Source organism: Kineosporiaceae bacterium, from assembly GCA_016713225.1.
In the GTDB taxonomy this organism is placed as follows: domain Bacteria; phylum Actinomycetota; class Actinomycetes; order Actinomycetales; family Kineosporiaceae; genus JADJPO01.
In genome coordinates, this window is record JADJPO010000002.1 from 796,047 (window position 1) to 815,157 (window position 19,111).

At 69.6% G+C, this 19,111-nt stretch carries 17 protein-coding genes; 9 read left to right on the forward strand and 8 right to left on the reverse strand.

The window, feature by feature from the left end; translation table 11 throughout:
- The first annotated feature begins 1 nt into the window (after position 1).
- Entirely contained in the window at positions 2–1,552 is a 1,551-nt protein-coding gene (gene nuoN, locus IPK24_09570) for an NADH-quinone oxidoreductase subunit NuoN (protein MBK8075799.1), read from the forward strand.
- Positions 1,553–1,610: 58 nt separating this feature from the next.
- Positions 1,611–2,648, forward strand: a complete 1,038-nt coding sequence (locus IPK24_09575) for a polyprenyl synthetase family protein (GenBank protein MBK8075800.1) — start codon at positions 1,611–1,613, stop codon at positions 2,646–2,648.
- Between the two features lie 111 nt (positions 2,649–2,759).
- Here the strand turns inward: IPK24_09575 and IPK24_09580 are convergent, their stop codons facing one another.
- Complete coding sequence (locus IPK24_09580; protein MBK8075801.1) at positions 2,760–3,824, reverse strand: LacI family DNA-binding transcriptional regulator; 1,065 nt, start codon at positions 3,822–3,824, stop codon at positions 2,760–2,762.
- A gap of 148 nt (positions 3,825–3,972) precedes the next feature.
- Between IPK24_09580 and IPK24_09585 the strand changes: the two genes are divergently transcribed.
- From IPK24_09585 to IPK24_09595, 3 genes are all read left to right on the forward strand, one after another.
- Entirely contained in the window at positions 3,973–5,094 is a 1,122-nt protein-coding gene (locus tag IPK24_09585) for a substrate-binding domain-containing protein (protein MBK8075802.1), read from the forward strand.
- Positions 5,095–5,275: 181 nt separating this feature from the next.
- Complete coding sequence (locus IPK24_09590) at positions 5,276–6,316, forward strand: ABC transporter permease (protein MBK8075803.1); 1,041 nt, start codon at positions 5,276–5,278, stop codon at positions 6,314–6,316.
- Positions 6,313–7,197, forward strand: a complete 885-nt coding sequence (locus IPK24_09595) for a sugar ABC transporter ATP-binding protein (GenBank protein MBK8075804.1) — start codon at positions 6,313–6,315, stop codon at positions 7,195–7,197. The genes IPK24_09590 and IPK24_09595 overlap by 4 nt, the downstream gene beginning before the upstream one ends.
- 165 nt (positions 7,198–7,362) lie before the next feature.
- Here the strand turns inward: IPK24_09595 and IPK24_09600 are convergent, their stop codons facing one another.
- From IPK24_09600 to IPK24_09610, 3 genes are all read right to left on the reverse strand, one after another.
- Positions 7,363–8,439, reverse strand: a complete 1,077-nt coding sequence (locus IPK24_09600; GenBank protein MBK8075805.1) for a DNA polymerase domain-containing protein — start codon at positions 8,437–8,439, stop codon at positions 7,363–7,365.
- A gap of 2 nt (positions 8,440–8,441) precedes the next feature.
- Positions 8,442–9,347: an Rpn family recombination-promoting nuclease/putative transposase gene (locus tag IPK24_09605; GenBank protein ID MBK8075806.1), complete on the reverse strand. Its 906-nt coding sequence runs from the start codon at positions 9,345–9,347 to the stop codon at positions 8,442–8,444.
- Between the two features lie 224 nt (positions 9,348–9,571).
- Positions 9,572–10,483 (reverse strand): hypothetical protein, encoded by a 912-nt coding sequence (locus IPK24_09610; GenBank protein ID MBK8075807.1) that lies wholly within the window; start codon positions 10,481–10,483, stop codon positions 9,572–9,574.
- Positions 10,484–10,719: 236 nt separating this feature from the next.
- Between IPK24_09610 and IPK24_09615 the strand changes: the two genes are divergently transcribed.
- The gene (locus tag IPK24_09615) at positions 10,720–11,802 is read left to right on the forward strand and encodes an ATP-dependent DNA ligase (GenBank protein MBK8075808.1); all 1,083 of its coding nucleotides are present in this window, start codon (positions 10,720–10,722) and stop codon (positions 11,800–11,802) included.
- A 6-nt stretch (positions 11,803–11,808) separates the two neighbouring features.
- Here IPK24_09615 and IPK24_09620 read toward each other — a convergent pair whose 3' ends face one another.
- Both IPK24_09620 and IPK24_09625 read right to left on the reverse strand, forming a co-directional pair.
- Positions 11,809–12,357 (reverse strand): hypothetical protein, encoded by a 549-nt coding sequence (locus tag IPK24_09620; GenBank protein MBK8075809.1) that lies wholly within the window; start codon positions 12,355–12,357, stop codon positions 11,809–11,811.
- A 51-nt stretch (positions 12,358–12,408) separates the two neighbouring features.
- The gene (locus IPK24_09625) at positions 12,409–12,909 is read right to left on the reverse strand and encodes a DUF4188 domain-containing protein (protein MBK8075810.1); all 501 of its coding nucleotides are present in this window, start codon (positions 12,907–12,909) and stop codon (positions 12,409–12,411) included.
- Between the two features lie 67 nt (positions 12,910–12,976).
- Here IPK24_09625 and IPK24_09630 point away from each other — a divergent pair, with 67 nt between their 5' ends.
- On the forward strand, positions 12,977–13,693 hold the full coding sequence (locus tag IPK24_09630) for a TetR/AcrR family transcriptional regulator (GenBank protein ID MBK8075811.1): 717 nt from the start codon (positions 12,977–12,979) through the stop codon (positions 13,691–13,693).
- On the opposite strand, the gene rarD is transcribed toward IPK24_09630, so the two are convergent.
- Together rarD and IPK24_09640 are read right to left on the reverse strand one after the other, a co-directional pair.
- A complete protein-coding gene (gene rarD, locus IPK24_09635; GenBank protein ID MBK8075812.1) occupies positions 13,663–14,601 on the reverse strand; it encodes an EamA family transporter RarD in 939 nt (312 codons plus the stop codon). The genes IPK24_09630 and rarD overlap by 31 nt on opposite strands.
- Before the next feature lie 9 nt (positions 14,602–14,610).
- Complete coding sequence (locus IPK24_09640; GenBank protein MBK8075813.1) at positions 14,611–17,226, reverse strand: MMPL family transporter; 2,616 nt, start codon at positions 17,224–17,226, stop codon at positions 14,611–14,613.
- Between the two features lie 288 nt (positions 17,227–17,514).
- On the opposite strand from IPK24_09640, the gene IPK24_09645 reads away from it, so the two are divergent.
- Together IPK24_09645 and IPK24_09650 are read left to right on the forward strand one after the other, a co-directional pair.
- Positions 17,515–18,015 carry a SigE family RNA polymerase sigma factor gene (locus IPK24_09645; GenBank protein ID MBK8075814.1) on the forward strand — a complete coding sequence of 167 codons (501 nt, stop codon included), beginning with the start codon at positions 17,515–17,517 and terminating at the stop codon, positions 18,013–18,015.
- A gap of 72 nt (positions 18,016–18,087) precedes the next feature.
- A complete protein-coding gene (locus tag IPK24_09650; GenBank protein MBK8075815.1) occupies positions 18,088–19,083 on the forward strand; it encodes a hypothetical protein in 996 nt (331 codons plus the stop codon).
- The last annotated feature ends 28 nt before the right edge of the window (positions 19,084–19,111 follow it).

Sequence of the window (19,111 nt, forward strand, 5' to 3'; positions counted from 1 at the left end):
CATGCCGATGCTGATCGTCTTCGGCGCGGCCTGCGCGGGGGTGCTCGTCGAGGCCTTCGCGCCGCGGGCCAACCGGTTCGTGCTGCAGGTGGGCGTGGCCCTGATCGGATTGCTGGCTGCCCTGGGCGCGCTGGCCCGTCTCGTGGTGCGCGGCACTGAGGTGCAGACCGCCGGAGTCGCCGGCGCCGGGGGAGTGCTGCAGGGCGCTGTCGTGATCGACAAGCCGGCGATCTTCCTGCAGGGGACGATCCTGGCGCTCTCGCTGCTGTCGGTGCTGACGATGTCGGAGCGGACGACGGACGGTGGCCCGTTCACACCGCAGGCCTCGGCCGTGCCCGGTTCGGCCGCCGAGGGCACCGCCCGCCGGGTCGGTTTCGTGCAGTCCGAGGTGTTCCCGCTGATGATGTTCTCGGTCGTCGGCATGCTGCTCTTCCCGGCCTCGAACGACCTGCTGACCATGTTCGTCGCGCTCGAGGTGTTCTCGCTGCCGCTGTACCTGCTGTGCGGTCTGGCTCGGCGGCGGCGGTTGTTGTCCCAGGAAGCGAGCCTGAAGTACTTCCTGCTGGGCGCCTTCTCGTCCGCCTTCTTCCTCTACGGCAGTGCTCTGCTGTACGGCTTCGCCGGTTCGGTGCGCCTGGGCGACATCTCGGCCGCGATCACCGGCACCGGCCGGCCTGCCGTGAGTGGCCAGGACGGACTGCTGCTGATCGGCATCGGCCTGGTGGCCGTGGGCCTGCTCTTCAAGGTGGGTGCCGCCCCGTTCCACATCTGGACCCCCGACGTCTATCAGGGCGCTCCCACCCCGGTGACCGGCTTCATGGCCGCGTGCACCAAGGTCGCCGCCTTCGGGGCGTTGCTGCGCGTGGTCTACGTGGCGCTGCCCGGGGCCCGCTGGGACTTCGGCCCGGTGCTGTGGGGCGTGGCGATCCTGACCATGGTGGTGGGGTCGGTCATCGCGATCGTGCAGACCGACGTCAAGCGAATGTTGGCCTACTCCTCCATCGCTCACGCCGGCTTCCTGCTGACCGGTGTGCTGGCCGTCGACAAGGTCGGTGTCTCGGGCGTGCTGTTCTACCTGTTCGTCTACGGCTTCACCACGATCGGTGCCTTCGCGCTGGTGTCGTTGGTGCGGGACTCCGGCGAGGACGGTGTGGGCGGCGAGGCCACCCACCTGTCGCAGTGGGCGGGTCTGGGCAAGCGTCACCCGATGGCGGCCGGAGCGTTCACGCTGTTCCTGCTGGCGATGGCGGGCATCCCGCTGACCAGTGGCTTCATGGGCAAGTACGCGGTGTTCTCCGCCGCGGTGAGTCAGGGGGCTTGGGTGCTCGCCCTGGTCGGTGTGCTGGCCAGCGCCGTGGCAGCGTTCTTCTATGTCCGGGTGATCGTGCTGATGTACTTCAGTGAGCCCGGTGACGCCTCGTCGGTGGTGGCCCAGCCCGGGGTCGGCACGCTGTTCGCCATCCTGCTGTCGGTGGTGGTCACGATCGTGGTGGGTATCGCCCCCACGGTACTGTTCGGTCCCGCCGAGGCCGCCTCGGTCTTCCTGCCCTGATCCGACCTGCTGACCCCGATCCGATACCGATCAGATAACCGTGCACCCCGATGCCGACATGAGCCCCGAGTCCGCGACGCCGGTGACCGCTGCCCTGCGGATCCCGATGGCTGCTGGTGATCTCGACGCCGGGGTGCGAGCAGGGCTCGAGGTGGTGGAGCGGCAGTTGCACGACGCCGTCCAGCAGGTCGACCCGTTGGCGGATGACGCCGCGCGCCACCTGGTACGGGCCGGGGGCAAGCGGTCGCGCCCGCTGCTCACGTTGCTGGCGGCGCACCTGGGTGATCCGCTGCGGCCCGAGGTGATCGAGGCCGCGATCGTGGTCGAGCTGACCCACCTGGCCACGCTCTATCACGACGATGTGATGGACGGCGCGGATCGGCGCCGCGGGGCGCCGAGCGTTCATGCGCAGTGGGGGAACACGGTCGCGATCCTCACCGGCGACCTGCTGTTCGCCCGGGCCTCGATGATCGTCGCGGCACTGGGTCCGGAGGCTGTGCGGATCCAGGCGGCGACCTTCGAACGGCTGTGCCTGGGTCAGCTGCACGAGACCATCGGGCCACGGGATGGCGAGGACCCGGTGGAGCACTACCTCACCGTGCTCGCCGACAAGACCGGATCGTTGATCGCCACTGCGGCTCGGTTCGGGGCGATGTTCGCCGGGTGCGCGGAATCGGTGCAGCAGGTTCTCATCGCCTACGGCGAGAAGGTGGGCGTGGCCTTCCAGCTCGCCGACGATGTGATCGATCTGTCCAGCGACGCGGCCGTGACCGGCAAGACCCCGGGAACCGATCTGCGCGAACACGTTCCGACCCTGCCGGTGCTGCTCCTACGCCGCCACGTCTCGTCGTCCGGCCCGGGTGTCGATGCCGAGTCGGTGGCGCTGCTGGCCGCCCTCGATGGTGATCTGGCGGACGACGCGGTGCTGGCCGACGTCGTCGCTCGCCTGGCCGTTCACCCGGTGACGGGCCAGGCTCGGGCCGAGGCGTCGCGCTGGGCTGCCGAAGCCGCGGAGTCGTTGGCTGCACTCGAACCCTCACCTGCACGTGACGCCCTGCGGGACTTCGCCTCCGCCGTGGTCGCCCGCACCGCCTGACCCACACCAACCCCACCCCCGGTGATCATGCAATCCGTGCACATTCCCCCCGTGATCATGTAATCCGTGCACGCTCGTGAAGGAATTCACGAGCGTGCACGGATTACATGATCACCGCGGGGGGATCTCGCCGGAGCCGCGCACGATCAGTCGGGTCGTCACCACATCCGTGTGGAACGGGGAATCGTCGCCGTCGAGGCGGGCGAACAGCCTCTCGGCGGCCAGGTGCCCGATCTCCTGGGGGTCCTGCGCCACCACCGTGACGGCGGGCTGCAACAGATCGGCCAACTCGAAGTCGTCGAAGCCCACCAGTGCCACCTCGAACTGACGACCCGCGTCCCGCAGGGCGCGAAGCGCGCCGATGGTCACCAGGTTCTGCGCCCCGAAGAGGGCAGTCGGGGGGTGCGGCAGGGCGAGCAGTCGCTGAGTGGCGGCCTGCGCGGCGTCCGCGGTGTCGAGGTTCTTCACCATCAGGTCGCCGCGCAGCGGCAGCCCCGCCTCGGTCATCGCGCTCGCATACCCGGCATAGCGTTCTTCAGCGGTGCGGATCGTGGCCAGGTCGCCCAGGAAGGCAATGTCGCGGTGGCCCTGGGCGATCAGGTGCGCCACGCCGTCCCGGGCGCCGTCGCGGTTGGCGGCCAGGACGACGTCTGCGTCCAGGTGCTGCGGCGGGCGGTCCACGAACACCATGGCCACGCCGGCGCGCCGCTCCAACATCAGATAGGCGTGATCGGAACCGGTTGGCATGATCACCAACCCGTCCACACGACGGGAGGAGAAGGCGGTGATCAGTTCACGCTCGCGATCGGTGGTCTCGTCGACGCTGCCCGAGAGCACCGCCACGCCACGAGCACGCGCAATGTCCTCGACGGCGCGGTGCAGGGCGGCGGAGTAGGGGTTGGCCAGGTCCTGGAGCACCAGACCGATGGTGGCGGTCTTGCCATCGGCACGCCGAAGGCTCCGGGCGCCCAGATTGGGCCGGAAGTCCAGTTCGGCGGCCGCGGCCTCGACACGCTGCGCCAGCGTGGTCGAGACCCCGGGTTCTCGATTGATCACCCGAGAAACGGTCTTCAGGCTGACACCTGCCCGCGCAGCGACGTCGCGCATCGTGGCACGGTGGCGAGCCAGCACGGGTCCAGGTGTGCCCTCGGGTGCGAGCTCAGGTAACGGTGTCATCACGGTCGTCCTCCGCTGGGGTCATCATCCTTGACGCTGCGGTGGGACGAGGTTACAACTATCCCGACAACGATGTCAGTCACGTTGCAGCCGCGTGTCGTCACGGTTTCACCGGGCCTGGCTCAGCTCACCGATTCGAAGGAAGCACATGACTCGCAGCAGCGTTCGCCAGCTCGCGCTGGTCGGAACAGGCCTCGCCGCGGCGATGGTCCTTGCCGCCTGTGGCGGCGACTCCAGCACCGGCACCTCGACCTCGGCCAGCGGCGCCGCCAGCTCCGCAGCCGGTGGCGACAAGATCGCCGTCTCGCTGATCACCAAGGACTCGACCAACCCGTTCTTCGTCGCCATGCAGGAAGGCGCCAAGAAGGCCGGCGAGGCCAATGGTGTCGACGTGACCATCGCCTCTGGCAAGGCCGAGGGCGACGACGATGGCCAGATCAAGGCCATCGAGACCGCCATCGCGACCAAGCAGAAGGGCATCCTCATCACGCCGATGTCCACCGGTGTGAACGAGGCCATCGCCAAGGCGCGTGCCGCCGGCATCTACGTGATCGCCCTCGACACCCCCACCGACCCGCCGGACGCGGTCGACATCACCTTCGCCACCGACAACCGTGAGGCCGGCAAGCTGATCGGTCAGTACACGGCGAAGAAGCTCGACGGCAAGAAGGCCGTCATCGCGCTGCTCGACATCTTCGACGACAAGGTCGTCTCGGTCGACTACAACCGTGACCAGGGCTTCCTCGAGGGCATGGGCATCCCGGTCGGCGACCCGAAGAAGAACGGTGACGAGGCCAAGACCGGCAAGTACACCGGCGGCAAGGGCGGCGACTACGAGATCGTCGGCAACGAGGCCACTGGCGCCAACGAAGAGGGCGGCCAGAAGGGCATGGAGCAGCTCCTCGCCAAGAACCCGAACATCAACGTGATCTACACGATCAACGAGCCCACCGCGGCCGGCGCCGAGCAGGCCATGACCGCCAAGGGCAAGAAGGCCGAGGACTACATCATGGTCTCGGTCGACGGCGGCAAGGACGGCGTCAAGGCGGTCGGCGACGGCATCATCGACGCCACCTCGCAGCAGTACCCGCTGAAGATGGCCGAGCTCGGTGTCAAGGCGATCAAGGACGTCGCGACCGGTGGCGCCAAGCCCGCCGTCAGCGAGGGTCTCGACTTCTACAACACCGGCGTCACGCTGATCGCGAAGGACCCGGCCGAGGGTGTCGAGAGCAAGGACGTGCAGTACGGCCTCGACAACTCCTGGGGCTGATCGACGCACCGCTCGTGAGCTGATGCTCAACGCATGAAGACATCGGTGGGGGCGGCCTCCTCTGGCGGTCGCCCCCATCGGTGTTTACCGTCGGCCCACGTCGCTTCCTCGCGACAGGGCTCGCGTCGTCCACTCGATGTTCTGATCCCACGTTCGATCGATCCGGAAAGGCGGCACGCTGGTGAGTGAGACCACGGCGACGAGCGCCGGGTACGACGCCGCCGAGGAGTTCCTCGGCAGGCAGAGCGGGCTCCAGCGCCTGCAGACCATTCTTCACGGCTATCCCTGGCTCAGCCCGGCGTCGGTCCTGGTGATCGCAACGCTGGTGTTCGCCTTCGTCGCGCCGAACTTCGCGACCCTGGGCAACTTCGGCACCATCACGCAGCAGACAGCCGTCATCGGAACCCTCGCGATCGGCCAGACCCTCATCATCCTCACCGCGGGCATCGATCTGTCCTGTGGCGCGATCATGGTCTTCACCTCGATGGTGATGGCCAAGACCGCCATGGAGAGCGGAATGAACCTGCCCGGCGGCGTGGCGCTCCTGCTCGGTGTGCTGGTCGGTGGCCTGGCCGGATTCGTGAACGGCACGCTGATCACCCGACTCAACCTGCCGCCGTTCATCGTGTCCCTGGGCACGCTGGGGATCTTCACCTCGCTGACGCTGCTGTATGCGACCGGGCGTACGGTGCGCAGTCGCGAGCTGGCTCCCGAGCTCAAGTGGCTCGGCAAGGGCCTCGACCTCGGGGGCTTCACCATCACCATGGGCGTGCTGGCGATGTTGGTGCTCTACGCGATCTTCGCGTACGTGCTGCGGTACACGGCCTGGGGTAGTCACGTCTATGCGGTGGGCGATGACCCCGACGCCGCCCGCCTGGCCGGTATCGAGGTGAACAGGGTGCTGCTGAGCGTCTACACCGTGGCCGGCTTCATCTTCGCCATCGCGTCCTGGGTTCTCATCGGCCGGGTCGGGGCGGCGAGCCCCAACTCCGGCATCGACGCCAACCTCGACTCGATCACCGCAGTGGTGATCGGCGGTACCAGCCTGTTCGGTGGTCGTGGCCGGGTCGTGGGCACTCTCATCGGTGCGCTGATCGTCTCCGTGGTCGAGAGCGGGCTGAGCATCGCCGGCCTCGACCAGGCCTACAAGCGACTGGCGATCGGCGCACTGATCATCGTCGCCGTTGCCGCAGACCAGTGGATCCGGAGGGCCCGCGCATGAGCACCACGACCGAAGCGTCGAGCGAGTTGAGCAGTCTGCGTCCGGTGCTCGAAGGCATCGGGCTGGTCAAGACCTACGGCCGCGTGGTCGCCCTCGACGGCGCCGACTTCGCGCTCTACCCCGGCGAGGTGCTCGCCGTGATCGGCGACAACGGTGCCGGCAAGTCCAGCCTGATCAAGGCGATGTCCGGAGCCGAGATCCCCGACCGCGGCACGGTCAAGCTCGATGGTCAGGAGGTCAATTTCACCCGCCCGGGTGATGCCAAGGCCGCCGGCATCGAGACGGTGTACCAGACCCTGGCGGTCTCCCCGGCGCTCGACATCGCCACCAACATGTTCCTGGGTCGCGAGGAGCGCAAGGCCGGGCCGCTGGGCTCGGTGCTGCGCATGCTCGACGGCAGCGGCATGCGGCGCAAGGCCAAGGAGCAGATGTCCAGCCTGGGGATCGGCACGCTGCAGAACATGGGACAGTCCGTCGAGACCCTCTCGGGTGGTCAGCGCCAGGCCGTCTCGGTGGCCCGGGCTGCCGCCTTCGGCCACAAGGTGATCATCCTGGACGAGCCGACTGCCGCGCTCGGCGTCCGCGAGTCTGCCCAGGTGCTGCAGCTGATCAAGAACCTGCGTGACAAGGGGATGCCGGTCATCCTGATCTCGCACAACATGCCGCAGGTGTTCGAGGTGGCCGACCGCATCCACGTCCAGCGGCTGGGCAAGCGTGGCGCCGTGATCACCCCGCAGTCGGTGACCATCACCGATGTGGTGGCGATCATGACCGGGGCACTCCAGGTACCCATCGAGGAGCAGACCCTCGGTCCGGTCCGTGTCCCCGCCAAGGTCGAGGGCATCATCAAGACCGGTCTGCAAGAAGCCGCCGACGGCTGACCCGAACCACACAACAACCCGAACCACACCTGCACCAAACCCGCTCATGCTCCATGGGTGACTGCTCGTACTCCGCGGATGACGCCACAGGCCGTGTCTGCGGAGCATGAACAGGTCACCTGCGGAGCATGAGCAGGTTTGGGGGTGTGCGTGCGGTGGGGGTGTTCAGAGGTCGGGCAGGCCTTGGCCGACGGGTGGGGGATTGCCGACCGTGTCGGAACGGGACTTGCTGGGCTGCACCCGCTTGGGCTCGCCGGGCATCTTCGGATAGTTCGGTGGATAGGGCAGATCGCCGAGGCCCCCGGCCTCATCGCGTTCGGCCAGTTCCAACAGCAGATCGAGGGAGTGGGCGACGTCGTCCAGGGTCGACATCGGGTCGCCCCGCCGGGCCAGCAGGTCGGGCACCGTGGCGATGGTGAAGTCGTCGGGCTCGGCGTCGGTCAGCTCGTCCCAGGTCAGCGGAGTCGAGACGGTGGCGCGTGGCGTCCGGCGGGCCGAGTAGGCCGAGGCGATGGTGCGATCGCGGGCATTCTGGTTGTAGTCGATGAAGATCTGCTCACCGCGCTGTTCCTTCCACCAGGCGGTGGTGACCAGCCCGCCGCCGCGGCGCTCGATCTCACGGGCCAAGGCGATGGCCGCGCGGCGCACCTCCACGAAGGTCCAGCGCGGCTCGATCCGTAGATAGATGTGAATGCCCCGGCCGCCGCTGGTCTTGGGGAAGCCGCGGTAGCCGAATTCCTCGAGCAGCGGCCGGACGACGTCACACGCCACCGTGCGCGCCTCACCGAACGCGGTGCCCGGCTGAGGGTCGAGGTCGATCCGCAGCTCGTCAGGGTGGTCGACGTCGGCGCAGCGCGCGTGCCACGGATGGAAGGTGACGGTGCCCAGATTGGCGGCCCACACGACGTCCGCAGGCTTGACGACCTTGAGCGCATCGGCCCAGCGGCCGGACGGAAACGTGACCCGACAGGACTCGATGTGGCTCGGGACGCCCTTGGCGGCAAGGCGCTTCTGGTAGACCTCCTCGCCCTCGATGCCGTCGGGAAACCGCTGCAGGTAGGTCGGACGGTTGCGCAGGGCCGTGACCAGCGGGGTACCGGTCATGGTCGACACCGAGCGGTAGTACTCCACCAGGTGTCGCTTGGTGCCTGCCTCGCCCAGTGCGGGGAAGTAGGTCTTGTCGGGGCTGGTCAGTCGGACCGGGACCCCGGCGACGTCCAGCTCCTCGGCGGGAGAGGCCACGCTCAGGTCTCGAGGGCGTCGAGCGTCGCAGCGGCCAGGACGGCGCTGACTGCGGCCTTCTCACCGGCGGCAGCCAGCCTGCGGGCGAGGTGAGGGATGCGATCGTCGGCGCCGAAGCGTGCCGTGAGCAGTTCGGCCAGGACAGCGGATTCGCCCTCGGCGCGGCCTTCGAGCCGGCCCTCGACCCGGCCCTCGACCCGGCCTTCGTCACGCCCCTCGGTTCGACCGCGTTGGGCGATCACCCGGCCGGCGTCGGTGCCCTCGAGACTGATCGGCATCGCTGCCTCCCTTCCCACTTCTTCGATGGTAGCCGCGTCCAGATGGATCGCAGCCAGGACGGCGGCGACGTCGACGAGTCGTCGGGCCTGTTCCGGGGCGGCGCCGTCGTGGATCACCTGGAGCGCTCGGCGTAGGATCACGCGCCGGTCCCGGGTCCGTTGGACGGCCCCGAGGCTGGCCAGTGGCGCCAGGGCGACCTGGCTCAGCAGCTCATCAGGGTCTTGTCGGCGTACGTAGGTGACGTCGAATCGGGTGAAGAAGCGGTCGCCATCGGTCAGTTCGTTCTCGACGTCGCCGCCCGCGAGGACGACGACGTGTTGGTAGAGCCGTGCCGTCGGTTCCAGCCTCATGATCCGAGCCCGATACTCGAGCATGCGGATGGGCAGATTACGTGCCGGCCGCCGGATGAACTCGACCTGTGCCAGGCGTCCCGGCCCGGTGCCGACCAGCAGATCGGCGTATTGCGTCGCCGACGGCAGGGCTTCGCTCAGCCGAACGGTGCCGGGGTCGGCCTGGATGCCGAGCCAGCCGCACACGGCGAGGATCTCGTCGCCGGCGAGGGTGCGGAGGGCGTTGTCGTAGATCGGACCGGATCGGGGGTTCTCGGATGGGGACGGGGTATCGCTCACAGAGCTGACCTGCCTCGGAGAGGATCCCGCAGGACCCGGAGCCGCCTGATGCTGCTCCGGGCGACCGCCCACACAGGAACGGCCTCAACGCCGTCCGACGTGACGGCGGTGCTGGGAAGGTGCTGGGAAAACGGTCGAAAACCTACCACGCCGAACAAACCATGGCGAAGCCCGCCCGCTGCTTCCCGGCGGCACCTGCCAGGGCAGCGGGCGAGCGTGAGAGGTCAGTCGGTGGTGTCGAGATCGTCGAGTTGCGCAGCGGCGAGCGCGATATCGATCGCGCGCTCGCCGGCTCGTCCGACCAGTCGGCGGGCCAGCGCTTCGACCCGCGGATCGGAACCGAACCGAGCGTTCAGGACGCGGATGACGGCGGCGATCTCGCCCTGGGTGCGCCCATGTGCCTCGCCCTCGGTGCGGCCACGGGCCTCGGCCCGCTGCTCCAGGATGCGCCCGGCGACGGTTCCCTCGAGGCTGATCGGCATGGCCGTCTCCCTTCGTGCTGTCTCGATGGTATCGGGGTCGAGGTGGATCGCCGCCAGAACGATCGCCAGGGCAGCCAGGCCGCGGACGCGATCCTCAGGGGCGCTCCGAATGGTCTGCAGCGCCTGCCGCAAGAGCTGCGGTCGGGACGTGCCGCGCTGCACTCTGGCCAGGGGTGCCAGCGGAGCCAGGGCGGGGTCGGCGAGCAGCTCGGCCGGATCCTGCTCGCGCAGGTAGGTGACGTGGAACCGGGTCCACACCTCGGATCCGTCGCTCAGTTCGGCCTGGACCCGACCGCCCGCCAACACGACGATGTGCTGGCTCAGCCGGCACTCGGGTTCGAGCCGCATGATCCGAGCGCGGTACTCGAGCAGTCGCCAGGGCAGTTCCCGGGTCGGGCGGCGCACGAACTCGACCTGGGCCAGCCGGCCGGGCCCGCACCCGACGAGCAGATCGGCGTACCGGGTGGTCGAGGGAAAGGCCTCGCCGATCCGGACGGCGCCCGGATCGGCGGGGATGCCCAGCCAGCGGCACAGGGCCAACAGTTCGTCGGCGGCGAGTTGGCGCAGGGCGTTGTCGTGGATCGGCCCCGGGCGGGGTTCGGTCGAGGTGACCTCGACCGGGCCGGGTGCCGAGGGTGGGCGGACGTCGGTCATGAGCAACTCCGTAGAGGAGGTCCGGACCGGGTTCAGGGCGCTCGGACGCCGGCTGACCCCGGGGTGGCCACACGCGGCCTCACGACTGTCGGGGTGACAGCGGACGTCGAACTGCAGGGAACCTAACCGGGACCACCGACAAACGGTCGGCTCCCGGTGGGGGCAGGCGGGTCGCCGTCCGGCCGATGCCCGTCTGCCGGGCCGCGACTGTCGGTGCCGCCGGGCATGATGGCGCCATGGACCTGCCCGTCATGCCACCCGTGTCGCCGATGCTGGCCAAGGCGATCAAGGACATCCCCGATGTCGGCCACGTCGAGCCCAAGTGGGACGGCTTCCGCAGCATCATCTTCCGCGACGGCGAGGAGGTGGAGTTGGGCTCGCGCAACGAGCGCCCGCTGACCCGCTACTTCCCCGAGGTGGTCGAGGCGATCAAGGCGGCCACGCCGCCCCGCTGCGTGCTGGACGGCGAGATCGTGGTCGCCACCGGTGATCGGCTCGACTTCGACAGTCTGCAACTGCGGCTGCACCCGGCAGCCAGCCGGGTGAACCTGCTGGCCGGGCAGATACCGGCCTCGTTCGTCGCCTTCGACATCCTCGCGCTCGGCGATCGCTCCCTGATGGACGTCGACTTCGGCGAGCGTCGCGCCGTCCTGGTCGAGGCCCTGGGCGCCACCCGCGTCGAGGGGGGCAGTGTGCACGTCACGCCCGCGACGTCCGACCTGGTGCTGGCCCGAGAGTGGTTCGAGACCTTCGAGGGAGCCGGGCTGGACGGCGTGATCGCCAAGCCGCTCATCGGGGGGTACCAACCCGACAAGCGGGTGATGTTCAAGGTCAAACACGAACGGACGGCGGACTGCGTGGTGGCCGGTTTCCGCTGGCACAAGAGCGGGCCGATCGTCGGCTCGCTGCTGCTCGGGCTCTACGACGAGAACGGTGCCCTGCAACACGTGGGGGTGTCGGCGTCGTTCTCCATGGCACGTCGGGCGGCGCTCGTCGAGGAACTCACGCCCTACCGGATCGCCCTCGGGGAGGCAGGGGCGGCCGGCCATCCCTGGGCCGAGTGGGCCGAGGCCCAGGCCCACACCGAGGGCCGCCTGCCGGGCGCCGTCAGCCGGTGGAGTGCGGGCAAGGATCTGTCATGGGAACCGGTGCGCCCAGAACTGGTGGTCGAGGTCGCCTTCGGTCACATGGAAGGCGCCCGATTCCGGCACACGGCACAGTTCCGCCGGTGGCGTCCGGATCGCGAACCGGTGTCCTGCACCTACGACCAGGTCGACCGTCCGGTCAGGTACGACCTGGCGGAGATCTTCGGGCTCTGAGTCTGGTCAGGCAGGGCAGACGATCTTCGTGATCCTCAGGTCGGACGTCCGCACGGTCACCACGATCGGCGGGCGGGAGGAACCCTGTTGTGCCGTGGTCACCCGCACGGTGGCCGTTGCGCCGCGCATCGTCGCCTGGCTCACCCCAGCGGTGTCCGGCAGGGCGTGAGCGCACAGCACCCGGTCGTAATCCGGCGGGGGAGCGAAGAGCGTCTTCAGCAGTGCCGGTTCGACGAAGTTGGTCGCCGTGGCCTTGCCGGGCCGAGTCAGATAGGCGCTGTAGAAGCGGGACACGACGTCGGTGGCCTTGTCGGACGCGGGATCGGCGGCACCCGATCGCGGGGCCACGGTGACGACGCGCTCGGTGGGGCTGGGGGCGGGCGGTGCTGCCTTGCTCGCCGAGGCGTTGCCGGGCGTCGTCGCCCCACCGGTTCCCGGCCCGCCGGCGTTGTCGGAACCAGAACAGGCGGCCAGCGTCAGGACGGAGGCCGCGGCCACGGTGGTCACGGCCAGCCGCCGCGCGAGGCGGCGTGGGTGAACGACGTTGCGGTGCATGGACATCCCCCGGGAAGACTCGGTCGGTGGCGGCGTCGCCACCGACCGACACTACTCAGAACTCGGGGCCGGTGTGGCCCGGTCGAGGTGCAACCGTTGCCGTGCGGTGTTGCTGCCCGCCCCGACGGGGACGTGCCGTGTTGCAGCGGCCAGGCCGAAGACCGGCATGTTGCTGTAGATCGTCTCGTGGTGTCCGGCCGGCACCACATAGGTCTCGTGCCAGACCCCCACGGTCCCCGAGGATCCGACCTGGCGCATGAAACGACGCCAGGGCTCGAGATGGGGTGCATCGGTGTCGGCGGCGAAGGCCTGCAGGGACTGGGGGTCGCGCCAGTACGTCAGCAGGATCGTCGTGCGACCGAACCACGTGTGCTGACCGAGCATGCCGGTCTCGGGGTGGGTGGCCAGGTGGCGGAGCATCGGCGGCATCGCGCTCACCACCGGCCACCAGGCGTCGATGCGGTGCAGCCGGTTGAACCGCATGCCGATCAGGAAGACGGTGACGTCGATGTCGCCGGGGGCGGTGAATCGTCCGGGGTGGACGGCGCTCATGGTGGACCTCCGACCGCGCTACATTTCGTGACACTGTTACAAAACAACGTTACGTTATGCTTGTCAAGTGGCACGTCCCAAGGTCTACGACGAGCACCTGGCGCATCGGCTGATCTCCGACGCGGCGGCGACCTTGGCCGCCGGGGGCGTCGAGGCCTTGTCCCTGCGCCCCCTGGCCGCGGGGGCGGGCACCTCGACCAGCGCGATCTACGCGATGTTCGGCGACAAGGCAGGCCTGGTCTCGGCGGTGGTGAACCAGGCGCGCGCCGGGTTCCTGCAGGCGCAGCGTGAATGCCCGACCACCGACGACCCGCTCGCGGACCTGACCGCGCTCGGCCATGCCTACCGCCAGTGGGCACTGGCCCATCCCTCGTTGTACGCCGTCATGTTCGGCGGCCGGGCACTGGCCGAGGGCTCCGAACCTGCCGTGCCCATCGAACCCACCGAACCCACCGAACCCGTGGAACCTGTCGAACCTGTCGAACCTGTCGCGGACGACGCCCTGTCGGCGGCCGGACAGGCAGCCGCCGACCTGATGGGCGACGAGACGATCTCGGTTCTCGCCGGTTTGGTGCAGGCCCTGGTGGACGCTGGTCTGCTGCGCGGCGACGTCGTCACGATCACCCTGTCCATCTGGGCCGGCGTCCATGGCCTGGTCTCGTTGGAGATCACCGGGGCCTGGCCGGTGCGTGGCGCAGCCGCGCGGGCGCTCTACGAGCAGCACCTCGCCGCGATCCGCCGGGCCTGGCAGCCTCAGGCGGCGAGCGGTTCGGCCTCCGCCTGAGCGGCCAGTCGTGAGCGCTGTTGGGCCGAGCGCAGCGAGTCGACCGAGAGCACCGCCAGGGCCAGCCATACCAGGCCGAACCCGACCCAGCGCGAGGGTGGCACCGACTCGCCGAGCAGTAGGACGCCGCACATCAGTTGCAGCACCGGGGTCAGGTACTGCATCAGCCCCATGGTCGACAGCGGTACCCGCCGGGCCGCCGCGGCGAACAGCAACAGTGGCACCACGGTGGCGATGCCGGCGCTGGCCAGCAGCAGGCCCTGCCACGGGGGGTTCTCCGCGAAGTGCCCCCGACCTGTGCGCTCGAGCCAGACCAGCACCCCTGCCGCCAGCGGTGCCAGCACGAGGGTCTCGGTGGTCAGGCTGGTCAGGGCGCTGTGGCTGGCGCCCACCCGGTTCTTGATCAGGCCGTAGGTGCCGAAGCTGAAGGCCAGGGTGAGGGCGATCCACGGCAGCCGCCCGTAGGCGAACGTGAGTACCCCGACCGCGACGGCGCCGATCGAGACCGCGATCCACTGGGCGGGCCGCAGCCGCTCGCGCAGCACCAGGACGCCGAGCAGCACCGTCACCAGGGGGTTCACGAAGTACCCCAGGCTGGCCTGCACCACCTGGCCACTGGTCACCGCGTAGATGTAGATGCCCCAGTTGAGCGCCAGCACGATCGCCGCCACGGTCAACGGGATCAGGGTGTGCACCGACCGCAGTGCGACCCTCAGCTCGCGGCCCCGGCGCAACAGACCGACCGCCATCAGGCAGACCAGCAGTGACCAGAGCACCCGGTGCAGCACGATCTCCACCGGAGAGGACCGTTCCAGCAGGACGAAGTACAGCGGGAAGGCTCCCCAGAGCCCGTATGCGGCGAGGCCGAAGACGACGCCCTCTCGCTCGCGGGTTCCGGGTCGATTCATCCGACGATTCTACGTGTGGCCGGCAGTGACGACTTCCGAGTTGTCCGGACGCGATGAGGTGTCGGGCTCGAACGCGCCGTCCCCCTCGGACGGCGGCCGGTGACGCTCCCACCACCGCGCCAGAGGCGCCGGCGCCCACCAGTTCCACCGGCCCAGCAAACGCATCGTGGCCGGGACCAGCAGGGCGCGCATCACCGTGGCGTCCAGCAGGATCGAGACCGCCATGCCGACCCCGATGAGCTTGATGAAGATGATCTTCGATGTGGAGAACGCCGTGATGACGACCAGGATCAGCGCCGCCGCGCTGGTGATGATCGGCCCGGTGCGTTGCAGGCCCACCGCCACTGCCCTGGTGTTGTCGCCGGTGCGATCCCAGTACTCGCGGATGCGGGACAGCAGGAAGATCTCGTAGTCCGTCGTCAGCCCGAACAGGATCGCTGCCACCAGGATCGGCTGGGTCAGCTCGATACTCCCGGTCGGGTCGAAGTCGAGCAGGTCGGCGCCATGGCCGTGCTGGAACACCAGCACGACGATGCCGAGCGAGGCCACGATCGTCGCCAGCGTGATCAGCACCGCCTTGAGCGGAACCACGAGGGAGCCGAAGGCGAGGAACAGCAACAAGAAGGTCACCGCGATCACCAGCAGCGCCATGCGCCAGAGACCGTCGCGGATGCTCGCACGCAGATCGACCTGCTGGGCGCTGTAGCCGCCCACGGCGAGACGGGTGCCGGCAGGCGGCGAGAGCGAGCGGATCCGATCGACCAGGCCCCGAGCGGTCTCATCGACGGCTTCGCCTCGGTAGGTGACGCTCACCAGAGTGGTCTCGCCGGTTCGTCCGGCCGCACGAACCCCGGTGACACCGGGCATCGCCGATACGGCAGAACTCACGGTGGTCACAGCGGCATCCCCGCCGCCGGTGAGCAGGATCTGGATCGGCTCGGAGGGCACCTGCGGAAAGTCGCGGGCCAGGATCGTCGACACCTGGCGGGCCGGTGCCGTCGAGGGCAACTGTCGTGCGTCGATGCCGCCGAACGTCACGGTGCGCACCGGCAGTGCCATCAGCGTGAGCACTGTGCCGACCGCCAGGACGTAGATCACCGGACGACGCATCACGCTGTGCGCCAGGCGCGCCCAGAGCCCGCTGCCCTCGGCGCGCCTCGCGCCGGCCCCCGCCCGACGCCGGGCCCACGGCAGGGCCAGGGAGTTCACCCGGTGACCGAGGGCGCCGAGCGTGGCCGGCAGCAGGGTGGTGGCCACGACCGCCGCCAGGGCGACCACGGCCACACCGCCATAGGCCATCGACCGCAGGAAGACCATGGGGAAGAACAGCAGCCCGGACAGCGAGACGCTCACGATGACAGCCGAGACGACGATGCTCCGCCCCGCCGTCCGCATGGTCTGTTCCACGGCGGCCGGGACGTCCCGGCCGGCGGCCAGCTCTTCGCTGAACCGGTTCACCATCAGCAGGGCGTAGTCGATCGCCAGGCCCAGTCCGAGCAGCGTGACGACGTTGACGGCGAACACCGAGATCGAGGTCACGTGCAGTAGCAGCCGCAGCACCGCGAACGCGAGGACGACGGTGATGCCCCCCACCATCAGTGGCAGACCGGCCGCGACCACACCGCCGAAGACGATCAGCAGCAGGACGGCGAGCAACGGAGCCGACAGCGTCTCGGCTCGGGTGAGATCTGCCGACACCTGGTCACTGATCTGTGCGTCGCCCGCGGTCACCCCACCGAGTCGGGTGGTGGCGACCGCGGGGTCGATGTCGAGGGTGTCGGAGATCGCCCGGTAGGTCGCGATCCGCGCGTCCTCGTCGCCGGTGAGGTAGACACCCACGATCGTGGAGCGGCGGTCGGCGGAGACCAGCGCCGCCGACTTCGTCGTCCAGTAACTGGTGACGGTGCGCACGCCGGCGCGAGGGACACCCGAGACGACCGCGGACACCGCCCGCTGGAACTGGGCATCGTCCACGGTGTACTTCGAGCTGGAGTACAGCGCGATCACGTCCGGCGTCGGTCGCCCGATCGTGGTGCCGATGGAGCGGTCGGTGGCGAAGGACTGCGAGCCCGGGACGTCGAAGCCGCCGTTGGCGAGCAGGCCCACCACCCCGGGTCCCCACAGCACGCCGACCACGGCCAGGATCACGGAGATCGTGATCGTCGCCCAGCGGTACCGATGGACGAAGCGACCCCAGCTGCGCTGTCGTGGTGGCGCGGCATCCGACCTGGCCGGAGCAGCCGGAGCAGCCGGAGCGACCGGAGCAGCCGGAGCGGTCGTCGCGATCTCCTGCTGCGGGGCATGGGTCAGGGACTGCGCGATGACCGCCGCATCACGGATCAGGGCGCGTGCCTCGGACCGGGCCTCGCGCAGTTCGCGCAGCGTCTGCCTCCGAGCTTCCTCGATGATCTCTGTGGCGCGACGTTCGGCGCGCTGCACCACCTCGTTCGCCTCGGTTCGGGCAGCCCGCAGAATCTCGGCGACGGCGCCGGGTACATCGGAGGAGGGAGCCGTGGTGGTGGGCGGATCCACCCACCACCGGCCGGTCACGCCGTCGCTCGGGCGCAGCTCGCCGTCCGGGGCAGGACTCGGTTCGGCGGGGCGCGCGGGTCCGGCTGGGATCACGTCAGCCTCTCGATCGTGATGGTCCGCCGTGCCGGGTCGCGTGGCACGGAAGGGGTCTGACCCCAGGTGTCACGGGCCACGTGACACATGAGGAGCGCCATGAACACACCGCCGTGCGCCGCTTCGGGTGCACTGGTGCGGTGTGGCATGAATCACGCCACGGCGCTCCGGTCGATCTCGCTCCCGCCCGGTCACCAATGGGCGTGGTTTGCCACCCCGAGCCGCGGAGATCAGCCATCATGCCAACGGCTGGTCGGTCAGCTCGTGCGAACCGGGGAGGGGGGAGGCGTGGACTTCGAGGAGTTCTACGCCGCCACCTACCGACGCATCGTGGTGGCGGCGGCCGTCACCCTGGGGAACCTCACCGAGGCCGAGGATGTCGTGCAGGAGGCTTTCGAGCGAGCTCACCGCCACTGGCCGAGAATCCGGCAGTACGAGGATCCGGAGGGGTGGGTGCGCCGGGTCACCTACAACCTCTCGCTCAACACCATCCGACGCGCGCGACGCAAGGCGACGGCCCTGACGCGGTTGGCCGGTCGCCTGCCGAGCGCCGATCTGCCTCCGCCACCCGAGATCGTGGACATCCACCGGGCACTGAGCCGATTGCCGATTCACTATCGCGCCGTCCTCACGCTGCGCTACCTGCTCGATCTGTCGGTGCGCCAGATCGCCGACACCCTCGAGCTGCCCGAGGAGACGGTCAAGAGCCAGCTCGCGCGCGGTCGTCGTCGGCTCAGAAACGAGCTCGGCGGGCAGATCGATGGTTCGGCAGGGGAGGCGTTGTGGTAGGCAACACACAACGGCGCCAGCCGCGGTTGATCCTGCCGACCCCTCTGTTCCCGCAGGACGGAGGTGGTACGCGTGGCTGACGAGGACGACGAGTTGCGCCAGGGCTTCCGCCGGCTGGGCGCGTGGTACGAGCACCAGGCGGTCGCCGCCGCCACGGCGCCGCGGGCATCGGCCGCGCCGCGTCGTCCGCGGCGCCGTGCCCTCGTCGGGCTGTCCGCGCTCGCCGCCGGGGTCGGTGTCGTCGTCGTCGCTGCCGCCGTCAACGGGCTGACGCCCCGGCCGGACGACCCGCAGATCACGATCCGCCCCACCACCGTGACGACGCGACGGGCCGACCCCACGCCGACGCCGAGTCCCTCGCCCTCGCCGACGGAACCGTCGCCGACGAGCTCGTCCACGCCCCGCCCGTCGCGCTCCACCAGCACCGACGACACCGGGGTGCCCACCCCGCGCTCGGCCGGCGCCGCGTCGCCGACGCCCGGGGGGACCGGTGGTCCGGGTACCACCTCCGGTTCCGGCGGTGGGGCGCCGGCCGGGACGACGCCTGCCGAGGTGAGCACCGCGCCGACCCCCGTGACCCTCTCCAACGGGAACTTCGAGCAGCAGGCCCCCTTGCTCGGCAAGATCCTGGGTGCCTCACCCCCGGGGTGGACCGGTTCGTCCGGCGTCCTCGGCGTCGGCTGGCCGCGCTACCCCAGCTCCGATGTCCAGGGGCTGGCCGGCCCGACCGCCATGACCCTGTTCGGCCTGATCACCACGCCCGCCCGGCAGGTGGTCCCTGCGCCGGTTCAGGCGGGGGCCACCTACCGGCTAACCGTGGCCGTGGGATGCCGCTCGACCCCGGAGGACTTCGGTGGCGCGCGGCTGTCGATCCTGGTCGGCGGGGTCCGGGTCGCCTCGCAGGACGTCACGGTGGCTCCGGCGTGTGGCCGGTTCACCGACGTGACCGTGACCTGGACGGCGTCGGCCGACCAGGCCGGTCAGCCGCTGGGGATCGAGATCGCCAAGGTCAACCAGCGGCTGGTGTCGTACGTGGACATCGACAACGTGCGGTTGACCGCGGGCTGACGACGGTCGAGGACGGTCGCCGGAGTCC